18 protein-coding genes are annotated in these 15,794 nt (G+C 59.1%); 13 read left to right on the forward strand and 5 right to left on the reverse strand.

All coding sequences use genetic code 11. The features are described 5' to 3' along the window. The first annotated feature begins 45 nt into the window (after nt 1–45). On the forward strand, nt 46–1,062 hold the full coding sequence (locus tag ACWR1S_RS07355) for a DNA-binding protein (protein WP_454562994.1): 1,017 nt from the start codon (nt 46–48) through the stop codon (nt 1,060–1,062). On the opposite strand, the gene gorA is transcribed toward ACWR1S_RS07355, so the two are convergent. After that, on the reverse strand, nt 1,059–2,417 hold the full coding sequence (gene gorA, locus ACWR1S_RS07360; RefSeq protein ID WP_454562995.1) for a glutathione-disulfide reductase: 1,359 nt from the start codon (nt 2,415–2,417) through the stop codon (nt 1,059–1,061). The genes ACWR1S_RS07355 and gorA overlap by 4 nt on opposite strands. Nucleotides 2,418–2,545: 128 nt before the next feature. Beyond that, on the reverse strand, nt 2,546–3,385 hold the full coding sequence (galU, locus tag ACWR1S_RS07365; RefSeq protein ID WP_007912230.1) for a UTP--glucose-1-phosphate uridylyltransferase GalU: 840 nt from the start codon (nt 3,383–3,385) through the stop codon (nt 2,546–2,548). Nucleotides 3,386–3,643: 258 nt separating this feature from the next. Between galU and ACWR1S_RS07370 the strand changes: the two genes are divergently transcribed. After that, nucleotides 3,644–3,829: a hypothetical protein gene (locus tag ACWR1S_RS07370; RefSeq protein ID WP_007912238.1), complete on the forward strand. Its 186-nt coding sequence runs from the start codon at nt 3,644–3,646 to the stop codon at nt 3,827–3,829. A 134-nt stretch (nt 3,830–3,963) separates the two neighbouring features. Further along, nucleotides 3,964–4,251: a hypothetical protein gene (locus tag ACWR1S_RS07375; RefSeq protein WP_137217858.1), complete on the forward strand. Its 288-nt coding sequence runs from the start codon at nt 3,964–3,966 to the stop codon at nt 4,249–4,251. Nucleotides 4,252–4,254: 3 nt separating this feature from the next. Here ACWR1S_RS07375 and ACWR1S_RS07380 read toward each other — a convergent pair whose 3' ends face one another. After that, nucleotides 4,255–4,485: a hypothetical protein gene (locus tag ACWR1S_RS07380; RefSeq protein WP_007912247.1), complete on the reverse strand. Its 231-nt coding sequence runs from the start codon at nt 4,483–4,485 to the stop codon at nt 4,255–4,257. A 71-nt stretch (nt 4,486–4,556) separates the two neighbouring features. Then, nucleotides 4,557–4,913, reverse strand: coding sequence for a hypothetical protein (locus tag ACWR1S_RS07385; RefSeq protein WP_454562996.1), 357 nt, complete (start codon nt 4,911–4,913; stop codon nt 4,557–4,559). 210 nt (nt 4,914–5,123) lie between these two features. Here ACWR1S_RS07385 and ACWR1S_RS07390 point away from each other — a divergent pair, with 210 nt between their 5' ends. The 5 genes from ACWR1S_RS07390 to ada all read left to right on the forward strand — a co-directional run bounded on the left by ACWR1S_RS07390 (nt 5,124) and on the right by ada (nt 8,258). Further along, nucleotides 5,124–5,426: a DUF1883 domain-containing protein gene (locus ACWR1S_RS07390; RefSeq protein WP_016984992.1), complete on the forward strand. Its 303-nt coding sequence runs from the start codon at nt 5,124–5,126 to the stop codon at nt 5,424–5,426. A gap of 28 nt (nt 5,427–5,454) precedes the next feature. After that, nucleotides 5,455–5,628 (forward strand): hypothetical protein, encoded by a 174-nt coding sequence (locus ACWR1S_RS07395; protein WP_177412542.1) that lies wholly within the window; start codon nt 5,455–5,457, stop codon nt 5,626–5,628. 94 nt (nt 5,629–5,722) lie between these two features. Continuing rightward, nucleotides 5,723–6,433 carry a 2OG-Fe(II) oxygenase gene (locus ACWR1S_RS07400; RefSeq protein WP_454562997.1) on the forward strand — a complete coding sequence of 237 codons (711 nt, stop codon included), beginning with the start codon at nt 5,723–5,725 and terminating at the stop codon, nt 6,431–6,433. A 5-nt stretch (nt 6,434–6,438) separates the two neighbouring features. Beyond that, nucleotides 6,439–7,104 (forward strand): DNA oxidative demethylase AlkB, encoded by a 666-nt coding sequence (gene alkB, locus ACWR1S_RS07405; protein WP_454563069.1) that lies wholly within the window; start codon nt 6,439–6,441, stop codon nt 7,102–7,104. Between the two features lie 86 nt (nt 7,105–7,190). Continuing rightward, nucleotides 7,191–8,258, forward strand: a complete 1,068-nt coding sequence (gene ada / locus ACWR1S_RS07410; RefSeq protein ID WP_454562998.1) for a bifunctional DNA-binding transcriptional regulator/O6-methylguanine-DNA methyltransferase Ada — start codon at nt 7,191–7,193, stop codon at nt 8,256–8,258. A 27-nt stretch (nt 8,259–8,285) separates the two neighbouring features. On the opposite strand, the gene acuI is transcribed toward ada, so the two are convergent. Then, nucleotides 8,286–9,269 carry an acrylyl-CoA reductase (NADPH) gene (gene acuI / locus ACWR1S_RS07415; protein ID WP_454562999.1) on the reverse strand — a complete coding sequence of 328 codons (984 nt, stop codon included), beginning with the start codon at nt 9,267–9,269 and terminating at the stop codon, nt 8,286–8,288. Between the two features lie 187 nt (nt 9,270–9,456). Between acuI and ACWR1S_RS07420 the strand changes: the two genes are divergently transcribed. From ACWR1S_RS07420 to modC, 5 genes are all read left to right on the forward strand, one after another. After that, the gene (locus ACWR1S_RS07420) at nt 9,457–11,895 is read left to right on the forward strand and encodes an autotransporter (RefSeq protein WP_454563000.1); all 2,439 of its coding nucleotides are present in this window, start codon (nt 9,457–9,459) and stop codon (nt 11,893–11,895) included. A 98-nt stretch (nt 11,896–11,993) separates the two neighbouring features. After that, nucleotides 11,994–13,058 (forward strand): NAD(P)H-dependent flavin oxidoreductase, encoded by a 1,065-nt coding sequence (locus ACWR1S_RS07425; protein WP_454563001.1) that lies wholly within the window; start codon nt 11,994–11,996, stop codon nt 13,056–13,058. Nucleotides 13,059–13,228: 170 nt separating this feature from the next. Further along, complete coding sequence (modA, locus tag ACWR1S_RS07430) at nt 13,229–13,996, forward strand: molybdate ABC transporter substrate-binding protein (protein ID WP_454563002.1); 768 nt, start codon at nt 13,229–13,231, stop codon at nt 13,994–13,996. Continuing rightward, complete coding sequence (modB, locus tag ACWR1S_RS07435) at nt 13,997–14,677, forward strand: molybdate ABC transporter permease subunit (protein ID WP_454563003.1); 681 nt, start codon at nt 13,997–13,999, stop codon at nt 14,675–14,677. Between the two features lie 3 nt (nt 14,678–14,680). Further along, nucleotides 14,681–15,760 carry a molybdenum ABC transporter ATP-binding protein gene (modC, locus tag ACWR1S_RS07440; RefSeq protein WP_454563004.1) on the forward strand — a complete coding sequence of 360 codons (1,080 nt, stop codon included), beginning with the start codon at nt 14,681–14,683 and terminating at the stop codon, nt 15,758–15,760. The last annotated feature ends 34 nt before the right edge of the window (nt 15,761–15,794 follow it).

Here is a 15,794-nt window from a genome sequence, read left to right on the forward strand (position 1 = left end):
GCGCTTTAGTGGCATGTACCACAGTACGTAACCGTAGGAGTTCACATGGCCCGTGGCGGCATTACCAAAGCCCTGGTGCAGATCGCGCGCACAGCAATCCTCGCTCGTGGCGAACACCCGAGCATCGATGCAGTACGCATTGAAATGGGCAACACCGGCTCGAAAACCACGATCCATCGCTATCTGAAAGAGCTGGATGACGGCGCGCAGCCGGTTGAAGCCTCGGCAGAGCCGATCGATGATGAGCTGACCGCCCTCGTCTCGCGCCTCGCCCAACGCCTCAAAGAACAGGCGCAAGAGCCTATCGAGCAAGCCCGCGAGCAGTTCGAGGAACAGCGCGAAGCACTGGAGTCGGAGCTGAAACAGACTCGCCAGGCTCTGGAAAAGCTCGAACACGAGCACGACATTCAAGGGGCTGCACTGGCGCGTGAATCCGAAACGCTGGGCAACACACGTTCGATGCTGCAAACCGAACAAACCCGCAATGCCGGACTGAATCAGGCATTGGCCGATTTTGAATTGCGTTTGCAGGACAAGGACGAGCAGATCCGCTCGCTGGAAGAAAAACACCTGCACGCTCGCGATGCACTCGAACACTATCGCAACGCCACCAAAGAGCAGCGCGAGCAGGAACAGAGCCGCCACGAAAGCCAAGTGCAGCAGATTCAGGCCGAATTGCGTCAAGCCCAGCAAAGCGCGTTGGTGCGTCAGGATGAGATCACGCAACTGCACCGCGACAACGAGCGTCTGCTTACCGAGAACCGTGGCACCCAACGCGAATTGAGCCTGATGCAGGACCAGCTCAAGCAGAGTAATCAGCGCCAGGATCAACTGCTCGAACAAGCGACCCGTGTCGACAGCGAGCGCACCCTCCTCCAGGAACGCTTGCGCGTGGCCGCACTGGAAAGCCAGGCACTCAAACAGAGTGTCGAGGAGCAGACGCTGCTCAGTCAGTCACTGGAAAGGGAATTGAGCAAAACTCAGGCAAGCCTGGAAGAAAGCCAGCGTCTGGCGGCTACCGTCGCGGCAGCGCCAGACTTGGCCAAACCGAAAGACGCTTAAGCGCCGACCGGCGTACGCAGGGTGACAAATTCTTCGGCGGCCGTCGGGTGCACCCCGATCGTGTCGTCGAAGTCGCGCTTGGTCGCGCCAGCCTTCAACGCAATCGCCAAACCCTGAACGATCTCGCCAGCGTCCGGGCCGACCATGTGGCAGCCGAGAACCTTATCGGTTTTACCGTCGACCACCAGCTTCATCAGGGTCTTTTCCTGGCACTCGGTCAGGGTCAGCTTCATTGGACGGAAACGGCTTTCGAAGATCACCACATCGTGGCCGGCTTCGCGCGCTTGCTCTTCGGTCAAACCGACCGTGCCGATGTTTGGCAAGCTGAACACCGCCGTCGGGATCATCTTGTAATCCACCGGACGGTACTGCTCAGGCTTGAACAGACGCCGCGCCACGGCCATGCCTTCCGCCAGCGCCACGGGCGTCAGCTGCACACGACCGATGACATCGCCCAGCGCCAGAATCGATGGCTCGCTGGTCTGATACTGCTCGTCGACTTTAATGAAGCCTTTGTCGGTAAGCTGCACATCGGTGTTTTCCAGGCCCAGATTGTCGAGCATCGGACGCCGGCCAGTGGCGTAGAAAATGCAATCCGCCTCCAGCTCTCGACCATCTTTAAGCGTGGCTTTCAAGCTGCCGTCAGCCTGCTTGTCGATGCGCGCGATGTCGGCGTTGAATTGCAGATTCAGGCCACGCTTGGTCAGTTCTTCCTGCAAGTGCTTGCGCACCGAACCATCGAAACCGCGCAGGAACAGATCGCCGCGATACAGCAGCGTGGTGTTCGCACCGAGGCCGTGGAAGATCCCGGCGAATTCGACCGCGATGTAACCGCCGCCAACCACCAGCACACGCTTTGGCAGCTCTTTCAGGAAGAACGCTTCATTGGAACCGATCGCATGTTCGCGCCCCGGAATCTCCGGAATCTGCGGCCAGCCACCGGTAGCGATCAGAATGTTTTTCGCGGTATATCGCTCGCCATTCACTTCGACTTCATGCGGACCAACGATCTTCGCGTGCGCCTCATGCAAGGTCACACCGCTATTGACCAGCAGATTGCGGTAAATGCCGTTGAGGCGATTGATCTCGCGATCCTTGTTGGCGATCAGCGTCGCCCAATCGAAATTCGCTTCACCCAGGCTCCAGCCAAAACCGGACGCCTGCTCAAAGTCTTCGGCGAAATGCGCGCCGTACACCAACAGTTTTTTCGGCACGCAGCCAACATTGACACAGGTCCCGCCCAGATAACGGCTCTCCGCCACCGCCACTTTCGCGCCGAACCCGGCCGCAAAACGCGCAGCACGCACACCGCCGGAACCGGCACCAATCACATAAAGGTCAAAATCGTAGGCCATTTCTATCTCCTCGGCAGGGGATCAGCATACCTGCAGTCACCCATTGGGCAAGCGCTGCCAGTCATATGGGGGCGTAAAATGAAAAAACCCGCCGAAGCGGGTTTTTCTTACCAACCGATCAAGCGCTCTTAGTAAGCCTTGCCAGTCTTGTAGAAGTTCTCGAAGCAGAAGTTGGTCGCTTCGATGTAGCCTTCAGCGCCACCGCAGTCGAAACGCTTGCCTTTGAACTTGTAGGCCATGACGCAGCCGTTCTGGGCTTGTTTCATCAGGGCGTCGGTGATCTGGATTTCACCGCCCTTGCCTGGCTCAGTCTGTTCGATCAGGTCGAAGATGTCCGGGGTCAGGATGTAACGACCGATGATCGCCAGGTTCGACGGCGCATCTTCCGGCTTTGGCTTCTCGACCATGCTGTGTACGCGGTAGATGTCGTCGCGGATCATCTCGCCGGCGATCACGCCGTACTTGCTGGTTTCCTGCGGATCGACTTCCTGGATGGCGATGATCGAGCAGCGGAACTGCTTGTACAGCTTGACCATCTGGGTCAGTACGCCGTCGCCTTCGAGGTTGACGCACAGGTCGTCCGCCAGGACCACGGCGAACGGTTCGTCACCGATCAGCGGGCGACCGGTCAGGATCGCGTGGCCCAGCCCTTTCATTTCGGTCTGACGGGTGTAGGAGAACGAGCACTCGTCGAGCAGTTTGCGGATGCCGACGAGGTATTTCTCTTTGTCGGTGCCTTTGATCTGGTTTTCCAGCTCGTAGCTGATGTCGAAGTGGTCTTCCAGAGCACGCTTGCCACGACCGGTCACGATGGAGATTTCCGTCAGGCCAGCGTCCAGAGCTTCTTCAACGCCGTACTGGATCAGTGGCTTGTTTACCACCGGCAGCATTTCTTTAGGCATGGCTTTAGTCGCTGGCAGGAAGCGAGTACCGTAACCGGCTGCTGGGAACAAGCATTTCTTGATCATATAAGTCCTTGAAAGGGCTGTGTGTACGAGTTTCGGCGCAGTCTAATCAGGCGGCGTGCACCTTACAATGCCCCGCACTGGCTAACCGATGCCAACATAGAGAAATATTCTCGCCGATAGTTCCATCGGCATACGGGCGCAGCCAGATCAGCGTAGCTCAAAGCTACCGGCAAACTGAATCACCATACGCTCATCGCCCCCCAATGCGAGCATTTGCCGGTATCATGGCGCCTTTGAACCAGCGAACGAGACAGATAGATGGCCGCGGTAAAAATCATCAACGGGTATGTGATCGACAAGAAAGACGGCAAGTGGACGCTGACCACCACCAATGGCGAGCACATCGCCGGGCCTTTCGACAGCGAGCAAATGGCGACCGATGTTGCTTCCGTATTCACGGACACTCCGGCATCGGCCAAGCGCCGTGGCAAAGATCAGGACTGATCTGCTGCGATATGCCCCAGCCCTGCCTTGAGCAGGGCTTTTTTGTGCCCGCGTACAAACAAGTGGCCAAACGCTATAACCTTTTCACACCGGCGCTGTCAGAGCGTCTAGTCCCCCTTGCTGAAGACCCGAACATGACCCTGAAAAAATGTCTGCCCCTGATTGCGGTATTGGCACTGGCCGGCTGTGCCACCTCCCAACCCACCTACCTGAACAACGGCGAACAGGGCCTGTCGATCGACTGCTCCGGCGAAGCCAACTCCTGGGCGACCTGCTATGAAAAAGCCGATGCGTCCTGCGCGGGCACCGGTTATCGCATTGTTGGCACTGACGGCACGCCCCAGCCCAAAGAAAGCGACAAAACCCTGGGTGTCGATGTCGGCAACTACAAGAACCGCAGTGTCGTCGTGGTCTGCAAATAGACCTTACATATGTATTTCGGCGAATTTGATCCCGAGTCCACGCACGACTTCGATCAGATCGTCGAGACGGTTGAACGACTCGACTTCGTCGTTTTCGTCGACCAGGAAGTAACTGCGGCCGGCGCTCTTCTTGAAAAACACAATCCACTCTCCCGGATTCGCCGGGTTCTGGATGACATGGGTGGCAGAGATCAGGCCCTCTACGTGGCGCTCCCGTACTTGCTCTCGCTTCATCGCGACTCCAGAAATGAAAATGCCGTCACAGCATGACTGCGACGGCATCGGTGCTGATGACTGTCAGTCTATCAGCCGGAAATGCACGCATTGGCGGCATTTTGTACGTCATGAGGACGAACCGGCACATTCGACATGCGCTCATGCAGCTTGATACTGCTGCCGCCGGAGCGATCTTCGATATCAAATACCGCCGCTGCGCCAGTGGAAAATTTCCCCGGCACGATGACCCGAACCCCATCCTTGTGCGGCTGCATTTGCAGCGCGCCACGACTGCCTGCCAGCTTATCGGCCAGGCATTGGGCATATTCATGGGGTTTCTTGCCGGAGATCACGCTCATGGTCGGCAGCGTTTCATTGATTTCCGAAACACTCGCACAACCACCCACAGCCAGAACCAATGGCAGACACACCACACCCCACTTCATACAAAACCTCCGTTAAAGACCGTCCGACAGCACAAATGCCGTTTTTCTCCGGGGCCTTCTGCATTTAACCCGCATCCGATTGCGAATATCTGTTCAAAATTGTCAAACCAACGCCCGACGGCCAGATAATAACCCGTGCGGGCTGATAAACTGCGCGCAATTACAAGCTATCGTTTTGATTTTGTAGAAAAAGCCCTTCTGGAGGCGCCCATGAAATTCATTCACCAGCGCGAACACCTCAACGAAGACGACATCGTCGTCATTCAATGCTCGCAAATGTGCAACATCCGTCTGATGAACGACGCCAACTTCCGCAGCTTCAAGAATGGCGGCCGTCACACCTATCACGGCGGCGCCTTCGACACCTTCCCGGCCCGTATCACCGCGCCGAGCACCGGTTTCTGGAACATCACCATCGACACCGTCAACCGTCGTCCGATCAGCGTGACGCGCAAGCCGACGCTGACTCACTCGATCAAGATCATCCGTCGCTCCAGCACCAAACTCAGCTGAGACACGCCGTTAAACCAGAAAGGAATACATGACCGTGGCCCAAACGACCAAATATGTCATCAAGTACAAGCTCAACGGCGAGCGCCGCTTCGAGTTCGCGCAGCTGGAAAACGGCACTGCCGAAGAAGCCAAGGCTGCGCTTGACGCGATCCACGGCAATGATGATGTGATCAGCGAAATTAGCGTCAGCAAAGCACTGTAAGCATCGACAGCGAATTCGACCGCAAGCGGCGGAGTGTTCTGCCGCAAGGCCCGGCCTAGACTGACTTTCTTCGACCAAGTGTCAAGGAGTCAGCATGTCGATGTCCCCTTCCCGGCTGGATTCGCTCGACTGGGCAGGCCTTGCGCAGCAACTGGATCAGGATGGCTATGCAACCATCCGTTCGCTGTTGCTCGCCGAAACCTGCGATCAACTGAGTGCGCTGTATCCGCAGACCGAACCGTTTCGTTCGCAGGTCATCATGGCCCGCCACGGCTTCGGTCGCGGTGAGTACAAATACTTCGACTATCCCCTGCCGACACCGGTAGAACGCCTTCGCTGCGCGCTGTATCCGCACCTGGTTCCATTGGCCAATCGCTGGTACGAACGCATGAACCTGCCCGAGCGTTTTCCGGCGAGTCACGCCAAGTTTCTTCAGCGTTGCCATGCCGCCGGTCAACGACGCCCTACCCCTCTTTTGCTGCAATACGGTCCGCAGGATTACAACTGCCTGCATCAGGACCTGTACGGAGAATCGTTTTTTCCGCTGCAAGTGGCGATTCTTCTGTCAGAACCCGGCCGCGACTTCAGCGGCGGAGAATTCGTTCTTACCGAACAGCGCCCGCGCATGCAATCTCGCCCGCACGTGCTGGACCTGACGAAAGGTGATGCGGTGATTTTTGCCGTCAACCAGCGCCCGGTCAAAGGCGTTCGCGGTGATTATCGAGTGACGATGCGCCACGGTGTCAGTCGCCTGCACAGTGGAAAAAGGCATACCCTAGGCATCATCTTTCACGACGCCACATGACACTCATGCAACCCAACACTTTTGATCTGTTCGCCGATCACGAACCCGAGCAACGCCCTCGCACCGAGCAGATTGGCGAACAATCGTGGGTGCTGCACGGTTTCGCACTGCCGTGGATCGAGCAGATCCTGCCGGCACTGGATGCAATTCTTGCCGCGGCGCCATTGCGCCACATGGTCACGCCGGGCGGATTCAGCATGTCAGTAGGCACCAGCAGTTGCGGGCCATTGGGCTGGATCACTGATCACCATGGTTACCGTTATTCAGGCGTCGATCCGCTCAGTGATTTGCCATGGCCAGCGATGCCGGAAGTATTCTCGGAGCTGGCGCATTCGGCAGCGACACAGGCCGGATTTGCTGACTTCAACGCCGATTCCTGCCTGATCAACTGCTATGTCCCCGGCGCCAAGATTTCATTGCACCAGGACAAAGACGAAAACGCCTACAGCGCACCGATCGTTTCGCTGTCACTCGGGTTGCCGGCGATGTTCCTCTTCGGCGGTTTCAGTCGCAGCGACAAGAGCCAGCGCATTGCCTTGCTGCATGGCGACATGGTGGTCTGGGGTGGCGTTGATCGCTTGCGTTATCACGGCGTGTTACCGATCAAGCAGGGCCGGCATCCGCGTCTGGGTGAACAGCGGATCAATCTGACCTTTCGCGTGGCCGGATAACCTGCAAAAGTTTGACCGCAAGGCCCGGAGTGTTACGCCTTGCGACGCTGGTTAACCTGAATCAAACAGGACAACGGATAACCACCATGAAAACGCTTTCGACCCCCTTCACGATTGAAAACGATCCACGCTGGGCCGCTGTGGTTGCCCGAGACTCACGAGCGGACGGGCAATTTGTATACGCGGTGAAAACCACCGGCATCTATTGCCGCCCGAGCAGCCTCTCGCGCTTGCCGAAGCCGCAGAACGTCGAGTTTTTCGATACCGCTGAACAGGCCGAGGCTGCCGGCTATCGGCCGAGCAAGCGAGCCGGCAAGGATCAGAGTGATGTCGCCGCGCAGCATGCCGCAACCGTCGCCATTGCCTGCCGCCATATCGAATCCGCCGAGACGTTGCCGGCGCTCAGCGAACTGGCGCAAACCGCTGGCCTGAGCCCGTTTCATTTCCATCGCGTGTTCAAAGCCGCGACGGGGTTGACGCCCAAGGGCTACGCAACGGCGCATCGCTCGCGCAAACTCCGTGAGCGCCTGGCGGACGGCGGCTCGGTAACCAATGCGTTGTACGACGCGGGCTTCAATTCCAATAGCCGTTTCTATGAATCAGCGGATCATCTGTTGGGGATGAAACCCGGTGACTATCGCGCGGCCGGGAAGAACAACGACATCCGCTTCGCCGTTGGCCAATGCTCGCTCGGAGCGATTCTGGTGGCACAAAGCGAACGTGGTGTGTGCGCGATTCTGCTGGGTGACGATCCGCATCAGCTGGTGTGTGATCTTCAGGATCAGTTTCGTAAAGCCAACCTGATCGGCGCCGATACCGGGTTTGAGCAATTGATCGCCAGAGTCGTGGGATTTATTGAAGCCCCGGCGATTGGTCTCGATCTGCCACTGGACGTTCGCGGCACGGCGTTTCAGGAGCGCGTGTGGCAAGCCCTGCGGGAAATCCCGGCGGGCCATACGGCCAGCTACGCCGAAATTGCCCGGCGCATCGGCGCACCGACGTCCATGCGCGCGGTAGCCCAGGCCTGCGGGGCCAACCGCTTGGCGGTGGCGATCCCTTGCCACCGCGTGGTGCGCAGCGATGGCAATCTTTCGGGGTATCGCTGGGGGGTCGAGCGCAAGCGTCAGTTGCTGGAACGCGAGACGACGTCCTGAGCGGACGTCCCGCCCGGTCGGCAGCTGTCAGCGATTAACGTCTACTACAACCCGTCCGCGAAGTTGCCCGGCGAGCAGCTTCGGCGCCGCATCAATGGCCTCACTCAGACCGATTTCATGGCTGATCAATGCCAGCAACGAGAAATCCAGATCCCTCGCCAGACGATCCCACGCCTCCAGACGACGCACCTTGGGTTGGGTCACGCTGTTGATGCCGGCCAGGGTCACGCCACGCAAAATGAACGGGGCGACCGAAGCCGGGAAATCCATGCCCTGCGCCAGACCACACGCGGCGACGGTGCCTTCGGAGCGAGTGCTGGCGCAGGCATTGGCCAAAGTATGACTACCGACCGAATCGATCACCGCGGCCCAGCGCTCTTTTGCCAACGGTTTGCCGGGCGCTGACAACGTTGCCCGGTCGATGATTTCGCCGGCGCCCAATTGCTGAAGATACTCGTGCTCAGAGACGCGGCCAGTGGAGGCGACGACGCTGTAGCCAAGTTTGCTCAGCAGCGCGATGGCGAAACTGCCGACGCCGCCATTGGCGCCCGTCACCAGCACTTCGCCCTGGTCCGGCGTCACGCCATTACGCTCGAGCGCCAGGATGCACAGCATCGCCGTATAGCCCGCCGTACCGATGGCCATGGCTTGCGCCGCTGTGAAGGCGTTGGGCAATGGGATCAGCCAGTCGCCATTGAGCCGGGCTTTCTGCGCCAGACCACCCCAGTGATTTTCGCCGACACCCCAGCCATTGAGCACCACCTGATCACCCACCTTATAGTCGGGGTGCGAACTGGCTTCTACGGTGCCCGCCAGGTCGATGCCCGGCACCATCGGGAATTTGCGCACCACCGGACTGCTGCCGGTAATCGCCAGACCATCCTTGAAGTTCAGCGTGCTGTACGCAACAGCGACGGTGACATCGCCTTCGGGCAATTGCTCCTCGTTGACTTGCTGCAGGTTGGCGCGATAACCGCTGTCGTCTTTGTCGATCACAATGGCGTTGAACATGACTGCCTCGCATGACTGGTTTCAGAATGTCGTGCCTTGAAATACCACATCGCAACACCCTGCCACATTCGACTTTGCGCCAACCGGTGAATCGGCCGGGTATTTCCAACGCGGGCGACTATGCTTTTTCGACGGTCGTGGTTTCGCCGTTATCTCTTCAGAATCTGGTTTGTCGATGGAGCTGACAATGTCTTACCCGCGCTCGTTCTTCGCGATGTTGATGCTGTGCCTGCTGGCGTTCGCAAATGCCTTGGCGGCGCCAGCCACTGAGGCCCCGAGCGAGCCGACCTGGCCGCAAGTCATCACCAGCGGCAAGGCGAAACTGACGGTGTATCAACCGCAACTCGACAGCTGGGACGGCTACACCCTCAACGCCCGCGCCGCCGTCGAAGCCACCGCTGCCGATGGCAAATCCACCTACGGGATCGTGCAGTTCAGCGCGCATACGCTGGTCGACAAGGCCACCCGCTGGGTCGCGCTGGATCAGTACAAAATCATCAAGGCCGACTTCCCGGCCGATGCCAGTCAAGCCGACACCTGGGTCGCGGCGCTGCAGAAAGACGCCGGAAATCGCAAGAAAACCATCTCGCTGGATCAACTCGAAGCGGCCGTCGGTGTACTGTCCGCCGAGCAGAAAGCTGACAGCGCGCCGCTGGAAAACACACCGCCAACGATCATCAGTTCCGACGTCCCCGCCCTGCTCGTCTATATCGATGGCGATGCGGCCTACCGACCGGTAGAGGGTACTGCGCTGCAGCGGGTGATCAACACGCGGCCGCTATTGTTGAAGGACGCGCAAGGCAAACATTATCTGCACGTCTTCGATGGCTGGATGGTCGCCGACCAGCTCGATGGTGCCTACACGCGCCTGGCCTCACCGCCGACGGAACTGGAGAAAACCAAGCAGGCCGCGATTCAGAGCCGGCAAGTGGATCTGCTGACCGGGCAAAGCGACCCGGAAGACAAGGTCCCCAGCCTTGCCAAGCCACCACAGCCAAAGATTTTCGTCGCGACCACGCCGACTGAATTGCTGGTCACTGACGGCGCGGTGCAATGGTCGCCGATTCAGGGCACAGGCTTGTTGTATGTCACCAATACCACCGGGCACATTTTCAAGGAAATCGGTGACCAGTACAGCTACGTGCTGATCTCCGGGCGCTGGTTTCGAGCAAGCGACATGAATGGCCCGTGGACATTTACCCCAGCCGACAAACTGCCGGCGGACTTCGCCAACATCCCCGACGACAGCCCGAAAGAAAACGTCAAAGCCTCGGTTGCCGGCACGCCGCAAGCCAAGGAAGCAGCGATTGCCGCGACCATTCCACAGACGTCGGCGATCAAAAAAAGCGCGGTGAAAATGACCACGCCACAATTCGATGGCGAACCGCAGCTCAAGGCTATCAATACGACAACCCTGCAATATGTGGTCAACAGCGCCACACCCATCATCCGTGTCGACAACAACAGTTGGTATGCGGTGGAAAACGGCATCTGGTTCACTGCCACCAGCGTGAACGGCCCCTGGGTTGTGGCCAGCTCCGTGCCGGCGGTGATCTATTCGATCCCGCCGAGCTCGCCCATGCATTACCTCACGTACGTCAAAGTCTACGAGTCCAGCGGCGATACCGTGGTGGTCGGCTACACGCCGGGTTATCAGGGTTCAAACCTGGATCCGGACACCGGCGTCGTGGTGTATGGCACCGGTTATCCCTACACGCCCTGGGTGGGCAGCGTCTGGTATGGCCCGCCGGTGACTTACGGTTTCGGCGTCGCCATCCGCTATACACCGTGGACAGGCTGGACCTTCGGCTTCGGTTTCGGCTGGAGCTGGGGCGGCAGCACCGTGGCGATGGGCTGGGGTTGGGGCGCGTACCCGTGGTGGGGCAATTACGGCTGGGGTTACGCCTGGGGACCGCACCTGTATCCGGCGCCACTGGCCTGGGGCGGCGCCGCTTACGGTTATCGCGGCGGCGCGGTGGCCTGGGGTCCGGGAGGCTGGGCCGGGACCACCGGTAATATCTACCATCAGTGGGGTGATCGCGCGACGGTCAGTCGCTCGGGCGCTGGGTACAACGCCTGGACCGGTAATCGCTGGGCCGGTCAGGTGGGTTCTTCCTATAACTCACGCACTGGCGTCGCGGCTGCTGGGCAACGCGGTGCCGTGCACAACGTCTATACCGGCAATTACGCAGCAGGACGCAGTGGCGTGGCAGTCGGGCCAAACGGCGGCGCCATTGCCGGCGAACGGGTCACGGCCGGCAATGTGCGCAACGGCACGCAGGTCACCGCCAATCGTGGCGCCGTGTACAACCCCAACACCGGCAACACCACTCAATATGGCGGTGTTCGCGGGCGCAATGGCGGTGCGGCACGCGTGGGCGACAACGTCTACGCGGGACACGACGGCAACGTGTACAAGAAGACCGACAACGGCTGGCAATCGATGGTCGGGGGCGGCGCGACTCGCACGGCACCGGTCAATAACAATGCGCAGTTGCAGAACCTCAACCGAGAATCCGCCGCTCGCAATTTCGGCAACCAGCGCACCAACAACTTTCACAACTCCTCACAATTCATGAACCACTCGTTTGGCGGCGGAGGCGGTGGGGGATTTCATCGACGCTGAAAAACTGTACGGGTTGTTCTGAATTTCGAACTGGCTGCGGATCCGCTTTTACTGCTAAAAAACCGGCTTTGCCTTTCATAGTTTGGAGTACAGCCTTCATGAGCCAATGGCCAGACACCCGCATTCTTGACCTGTTCGGCATTGAGCTGCCGATCATCCAGGGCCCGATGGCCGGTGCGACGAATTCGTCCATGGTCATCGCCGTGTGCAATGCCGGGGGCCTTGGCTCCATGCCGGCGGCGATGCTGAGCCTCGAGCAACTGCGCGAAGAGCTGAAAACCATTCGTCAACACACCGACAAGCCCTTCAACGTGAACTTCTTCTGCCATCAGCCACCGGCCGCCGATGAGCAACGCGCACGTGACTGGAAGCATCTGCTGGAACCGTATTACCGCGAACTGGGCATTGACTTCGATGCACCGACGCCGGTGTCGAACCGAGCGCCGTTCGATGCGGCGGCCTGCGACGTACTGGAAGAATTTCGACCTGAGGTCGTGAGTTTCCACTTCGGTCTGCCAGAGAAATCCCTGCTGGATCGGGTCAAGGCAACCGGGGCGAAAATTCTTTCTTCGGCCACCACTGTCGATGAAGCGATCTGGCTGGAACAGAACGGCTGCGACGCGATCATCGCCATGGGCTACGAGGCCGGCGGCCATCGCGGCATGTTTCTCAGCGATGACTTGAGCAGCCAGGTCGGCACGTTTGCCCTGGTGCCACAGGTAGTCGACGCGGTGAACGTACCGGTGATTGCCGCTGGGGCCATCGCTGATGCGCGAGGCGTGGCGGCGGCGTTCACATTGGGCGCTTCGGCAGTACAGGTCGGGACGGCCTATCTGTTCACACCGCAAGCGAAAGTCAGCGCCGCTCACCACAAGGCGTTGCGTAGCGCCAAAGAGAGCGAAACGGCGATCACCAATATCTTCACCGGGCGACCAGCGCGGGGTATTCTCAACCGCGTCATGCGTGAGCTGGGCCCGATGTCGCCGACGGCACCGGCATTCCCCTTGGCCGGTGGTGCGCTGATGCCGTTGCGAGCAATCAACGAAGCAGAGTTTGCCAACCTCTGGGCCGGTCAGGCATTCACTCTCGGCAAAGACATTGGCAGTGCTGAACTGACCCGGCAATTGGCCGAAGGTGCATTGGCAAAACTCACTCGCCAGTGACGCTAAACAGCGTGAGGATCAAGCCTCCTCACACTGGTTTTAACCAACGCTTCCCGTTTGGCGGCATTTCGCTATATATTTCGTTATATAGCGAATTCACCCCCTCGCATCGGCGCAGTCCACCTCCAACAATCACTGCCCTCTGCACCCGCCAACAACGGAGCTGTTACATGACCACTCGTGCCTCACGTTTTGCCCCTACCTGCCTGGCCTCTTTGCTCGCGGTCTTCGCCATCGGCGCTGCTCAGGCTGATGAAGTACAGGTGGCGGTGGCAGCCAACTTTACCGCGCCGATCCAGGCCATCGCTGCCGATTTCGAAAAAGACACCGGGCACAAACTGGTCGCAGCCTACGGCGCCACCGGCCAGTTCTACACCCAGATCAAAAACGGCGCGCCGTTTGAAGTGTTCCTCTCCGCTGACGACACCACCCCGGAAAAACTCGAAAAAGAAGGCGATACCGTCAAAGGTTCGCGCTTCACCTATGCCATTGGCACATTGGCGTTGTGGTCGGCGAAGGAAGGTTATGTCGATGCGAAGGGCGAGGTTCTGAAAAAGAACGAGTACCAGCACCTGTCCATCGCCAACCCGAAAGCAGCACCATACGGCCTGGCCGCCACGCAAGTGCTGGAAAAGCTCAAACTGACCGAAGCCACCAAAGCCAAGATCGTTGAAGGCCAGAACATCACTCAGGCTTACCAGTTCGTATCGACCGGCAACGCCGAGTTGGGTTTTGTCGCGCTGTCGCAGATCTACAAGGACGGCAAAGTCAGCAGCGGTTCGGCATGGATCGTCCCTGCTGATATGCACGACCCGATCAAACAGGACGCCGTCATTCTCAACAAAGGCAAAGACAATGCTGCCGCCAAGGCCCTGGTTGAATACCTCAAAGGCCCGAAAGCCGCTGCGGTGATCAAGTCCTACGGTTACCAGCTCTAAATGTCGCTGACGAGTGCCGATTTCGCGGCGATCTGGCTGACCCTGAAACTGGCGTCCCTGACCACCGCGATCCTGCTGGTTGTCGGCACTCCGATTGCCCTGTGGCTGTCGCGCACCCGCTCGTGGTTGCGCGGCCCGATCGGGGCGATCGTCGCCCTGCCCCTTGTTTTGCCGCCGACGGTGATCGGCTTCTACCTGCTACTGATGATGGGTCCGCACGGGTTTCTCGGCCAATTCACCCAATGGCTGGGCCTGGGCACTCTGACCTTCAGCTTCACTGGCCTGGTGATCGGCTCGGTGATCTATTCCATGCCGTTCGTGGTGCAACCGTTGCAAAACGCGTTCTCGGCGATCGGCACCCGTCCACTGGAAGTGGCCGCTACCCTGCGCGCCAATCCGTGGGACACTTTTTTCAGCGTGATTCTGCCACTGGCACGTCCCGGTTTTATCACGGCGGCGATCCTCGGCTTCGCGCATACCGTCGGTGAATTCGGCGTGGTGCTGATGATCGGCGGCAACATTCCCGACAAGACCCGCGTGGTTTCGGTACAAATTTATGACCACGTCGAAGCGATGGAATATGCACAAGCGCACTGGCTGGCCGGGGTGATGCTGGCGTTCTCGTTTCTGGTGTTGCTGGCGCTGTACTCCAGCCGCAAGACCCGCGCAGGCTGGAGCTGATCGATGATTGATGTACGTCTGAACATTGCCTATTCGGATTTCAGCCTCGACGTCGACCTGAATTTGCCGGGACGTGGCGTGACGGCGCTTTATGGGCATTCCGGCTCAGGTAAAACCACCTGCCTGCGCTGCATTGCCGGACTTGAGCGCGCCGAACACGGCTTTATCCGGATCAACGACGAAGTCTGGCAAGACAGCGAAAACGGTATTTTCGTCGCGCCACACAAACGTGCGCTCGGCTATGTATTTCAGGAAGCCAGCCTGTTTCCTCACCTGTCGGTGCTGGCCAATCTGCAATTCGGCCTCAAGCGTATCGCCAAATCACAGCGTCGGGTCGACATGGCGCAGGCCACCGAACTTTTGGGCATCGGTCATTTGCTCGAACGCCATCCGCAGCACTTGTCGGGAGGCGAGCGTCAGCGTGTCGGCATCGCCCGAGCGTTACTGACCAGCCCGAAACTGCTGTTGATGGATGAGCCACTGGCGGCGCTCGACAGTCAGCGCAAAAATGAAATCCTGCCCTACCTGCAACGTCTGCATGACGAGCTGGAGATTCCAGTGCTGTACGTCAGCCATGCGCAGGATGAAGTCGCACGCCTGGCCGATCACCTGGTGTTGCTCAGCGAGGGCAAAGCACTGGCCAGCGGCCCGATCGGCGAAACCCTCGCACGTCTGGATCTGCCGATGGCGATGGGCGATGACGCCGGCGTGATCATTGAAGGCCAGGTCAGCGCTTACGATAAGGAATATCAATTACTCAGCCTGCAGTTACCGGCCACCGAGATGAACATCCGCGTCACCCACGCGCCAATGGCATTGGGTCAGGCCCTGCGCTGCAAAGTACACGCACGCGATATCAGCCTGACCCTGCAGAACAGCGAGTTCAGTAGCATTCTCAATCGATTGCCGGTGATCGTGGTCAGCGAACAATCGGCCGACAATGCCGCCCACGTGCTGATTCGTCTCGATGCCGGCGGCACCCCGCTGCTCGCGCGCATCACCCGCTATTCCAGAGATCAGCTGGGTGTGCACCCGGGCCAGCCATTATGGGCGCAGATCAAAGCGGTCGCGGTCCTCGCCTGAATCATTCGGCACGACGGCAGTGGCGTGCGGTCAA

Source organism: Pseudomonas sp. AIG, from assembly GCF_977020205.1.

Coding starts and splice junctions, on each gene's coding strand:
- ACWR1S_RS07400 (WP_454562997.1), top strand. CDS start 5,723: ATGTCGATGTCCCCTTCCCGGCTGGATTCGCTCGACTGGGCAGGCCTT.
- ACWR1S_RS07380 (WP_007912247.1), bottom strand. CDS start 4,485: ATGAAGCGAGAGCAAGTACGGGAGCGCCACGTAGAGGGCCTGATCTCT.
- ACWR1S_RS07355 (WP_454562994.1), top strand. CDS start 46: ATGGCCCGTGGCGGCATTACCAAAGCCCTGGTGCAGATCGCGCGCACA.
- gorA (WP_454562995.1), bottom strand. CDS start 2,417: ATGGCCTACGATTTTGACCTTTATGTGATTGGTGCCGGTTCCGGCGGT.
- ACWR1S_RS07395 (WP_177412542.1), top strand. CDS start 5,455: ATGACCGTGGCCCAAACGACCAAATATGTCATCAAGTACAAGCTCAAC.
- galU (WP_007912230.1), bottom strand. CDS start 3,385: ATGATCAAGAAATGCTTGTTCCCAGCAGCCGGTTACGGTACTCGCTTC.
- modB (WP_454563003.1), top strand. CDS start 13,997: ATGTCGCTGACGAGTGCCGATTTCGCGGCGATCTGGCTGACCCTGAAA.
- ACWR1S_RS07420 (WP_454563000.1), top strand. CDS start 9,457: ATGTCTTACCCGCGCTCGTTCTTCGCGATGTTGATGCTGTGCCTGCTG.
- ACWR1S_RS07425 (WP_454563001.1), top strand. CDS start 11,994: ATGAGCCAATGGCCAGACACCCGCATTCTTGACCTGTTCGGCATTGAG.
- ada (WP_454562998.1), top strand. CDS start 7,191: ATGAAAACGCTTTCGACCCCCTTCACGATTGAAAACGATCCACGCTGG.
- modC (WP_454563004.1), top strand. CDS start 14,681: ATGATTGATGTACGTCTGAACATTGCCTATTCGGATTTCAGCCTCGAC.
- alkB (WP_454563069.1), top strand. CDS start 6,439: ATGCAACCCAACACTTTTGATCTGTTCGCCGATCACGAACCCGAGCAA.
- ACWR1S_RS07370 (WP_007912238.1), top strand. CDS start 3,644: ATGGCCGCGGTAAAAATCATCAACGGGTATGTGATCGACAAGAAAGAC.
- ACWR1S_RS07385 (WP_454562996.1), bottom strand. CDS start 4,913: ATGAAGTGGGGTGTGGTGTGTCTGCCATTGGTTCTGGCTGTGGGTGGT.
- ACWR1S_RS07375 (WP_137217858.1), top strand. CDS start 3,964: ATGACCCTGAAAAAATGTCTGCCCCTGATTGCGGTATTGGCACTGGCC.
- acuI (WP_454562999.1), bottom strand. CDS start 9,269: ATGTTCAACGCCATTGTGATCGACAAAGACGACAGCGGTTATCGCGCC.
- ACWR1S_RS07390 (WP_016984992.1), top strand. CDS start 5,124: ATGAAATTCATTCACCAGCGCGAACACCTCAACGAAGACGACATCGTC.
- modA (WP_454563002.1), top strand. CDS start 13,229: ATGACCACTCGTGCCTCACGTTTTGCCCCTACCTGCCTGGCCTCTTTG.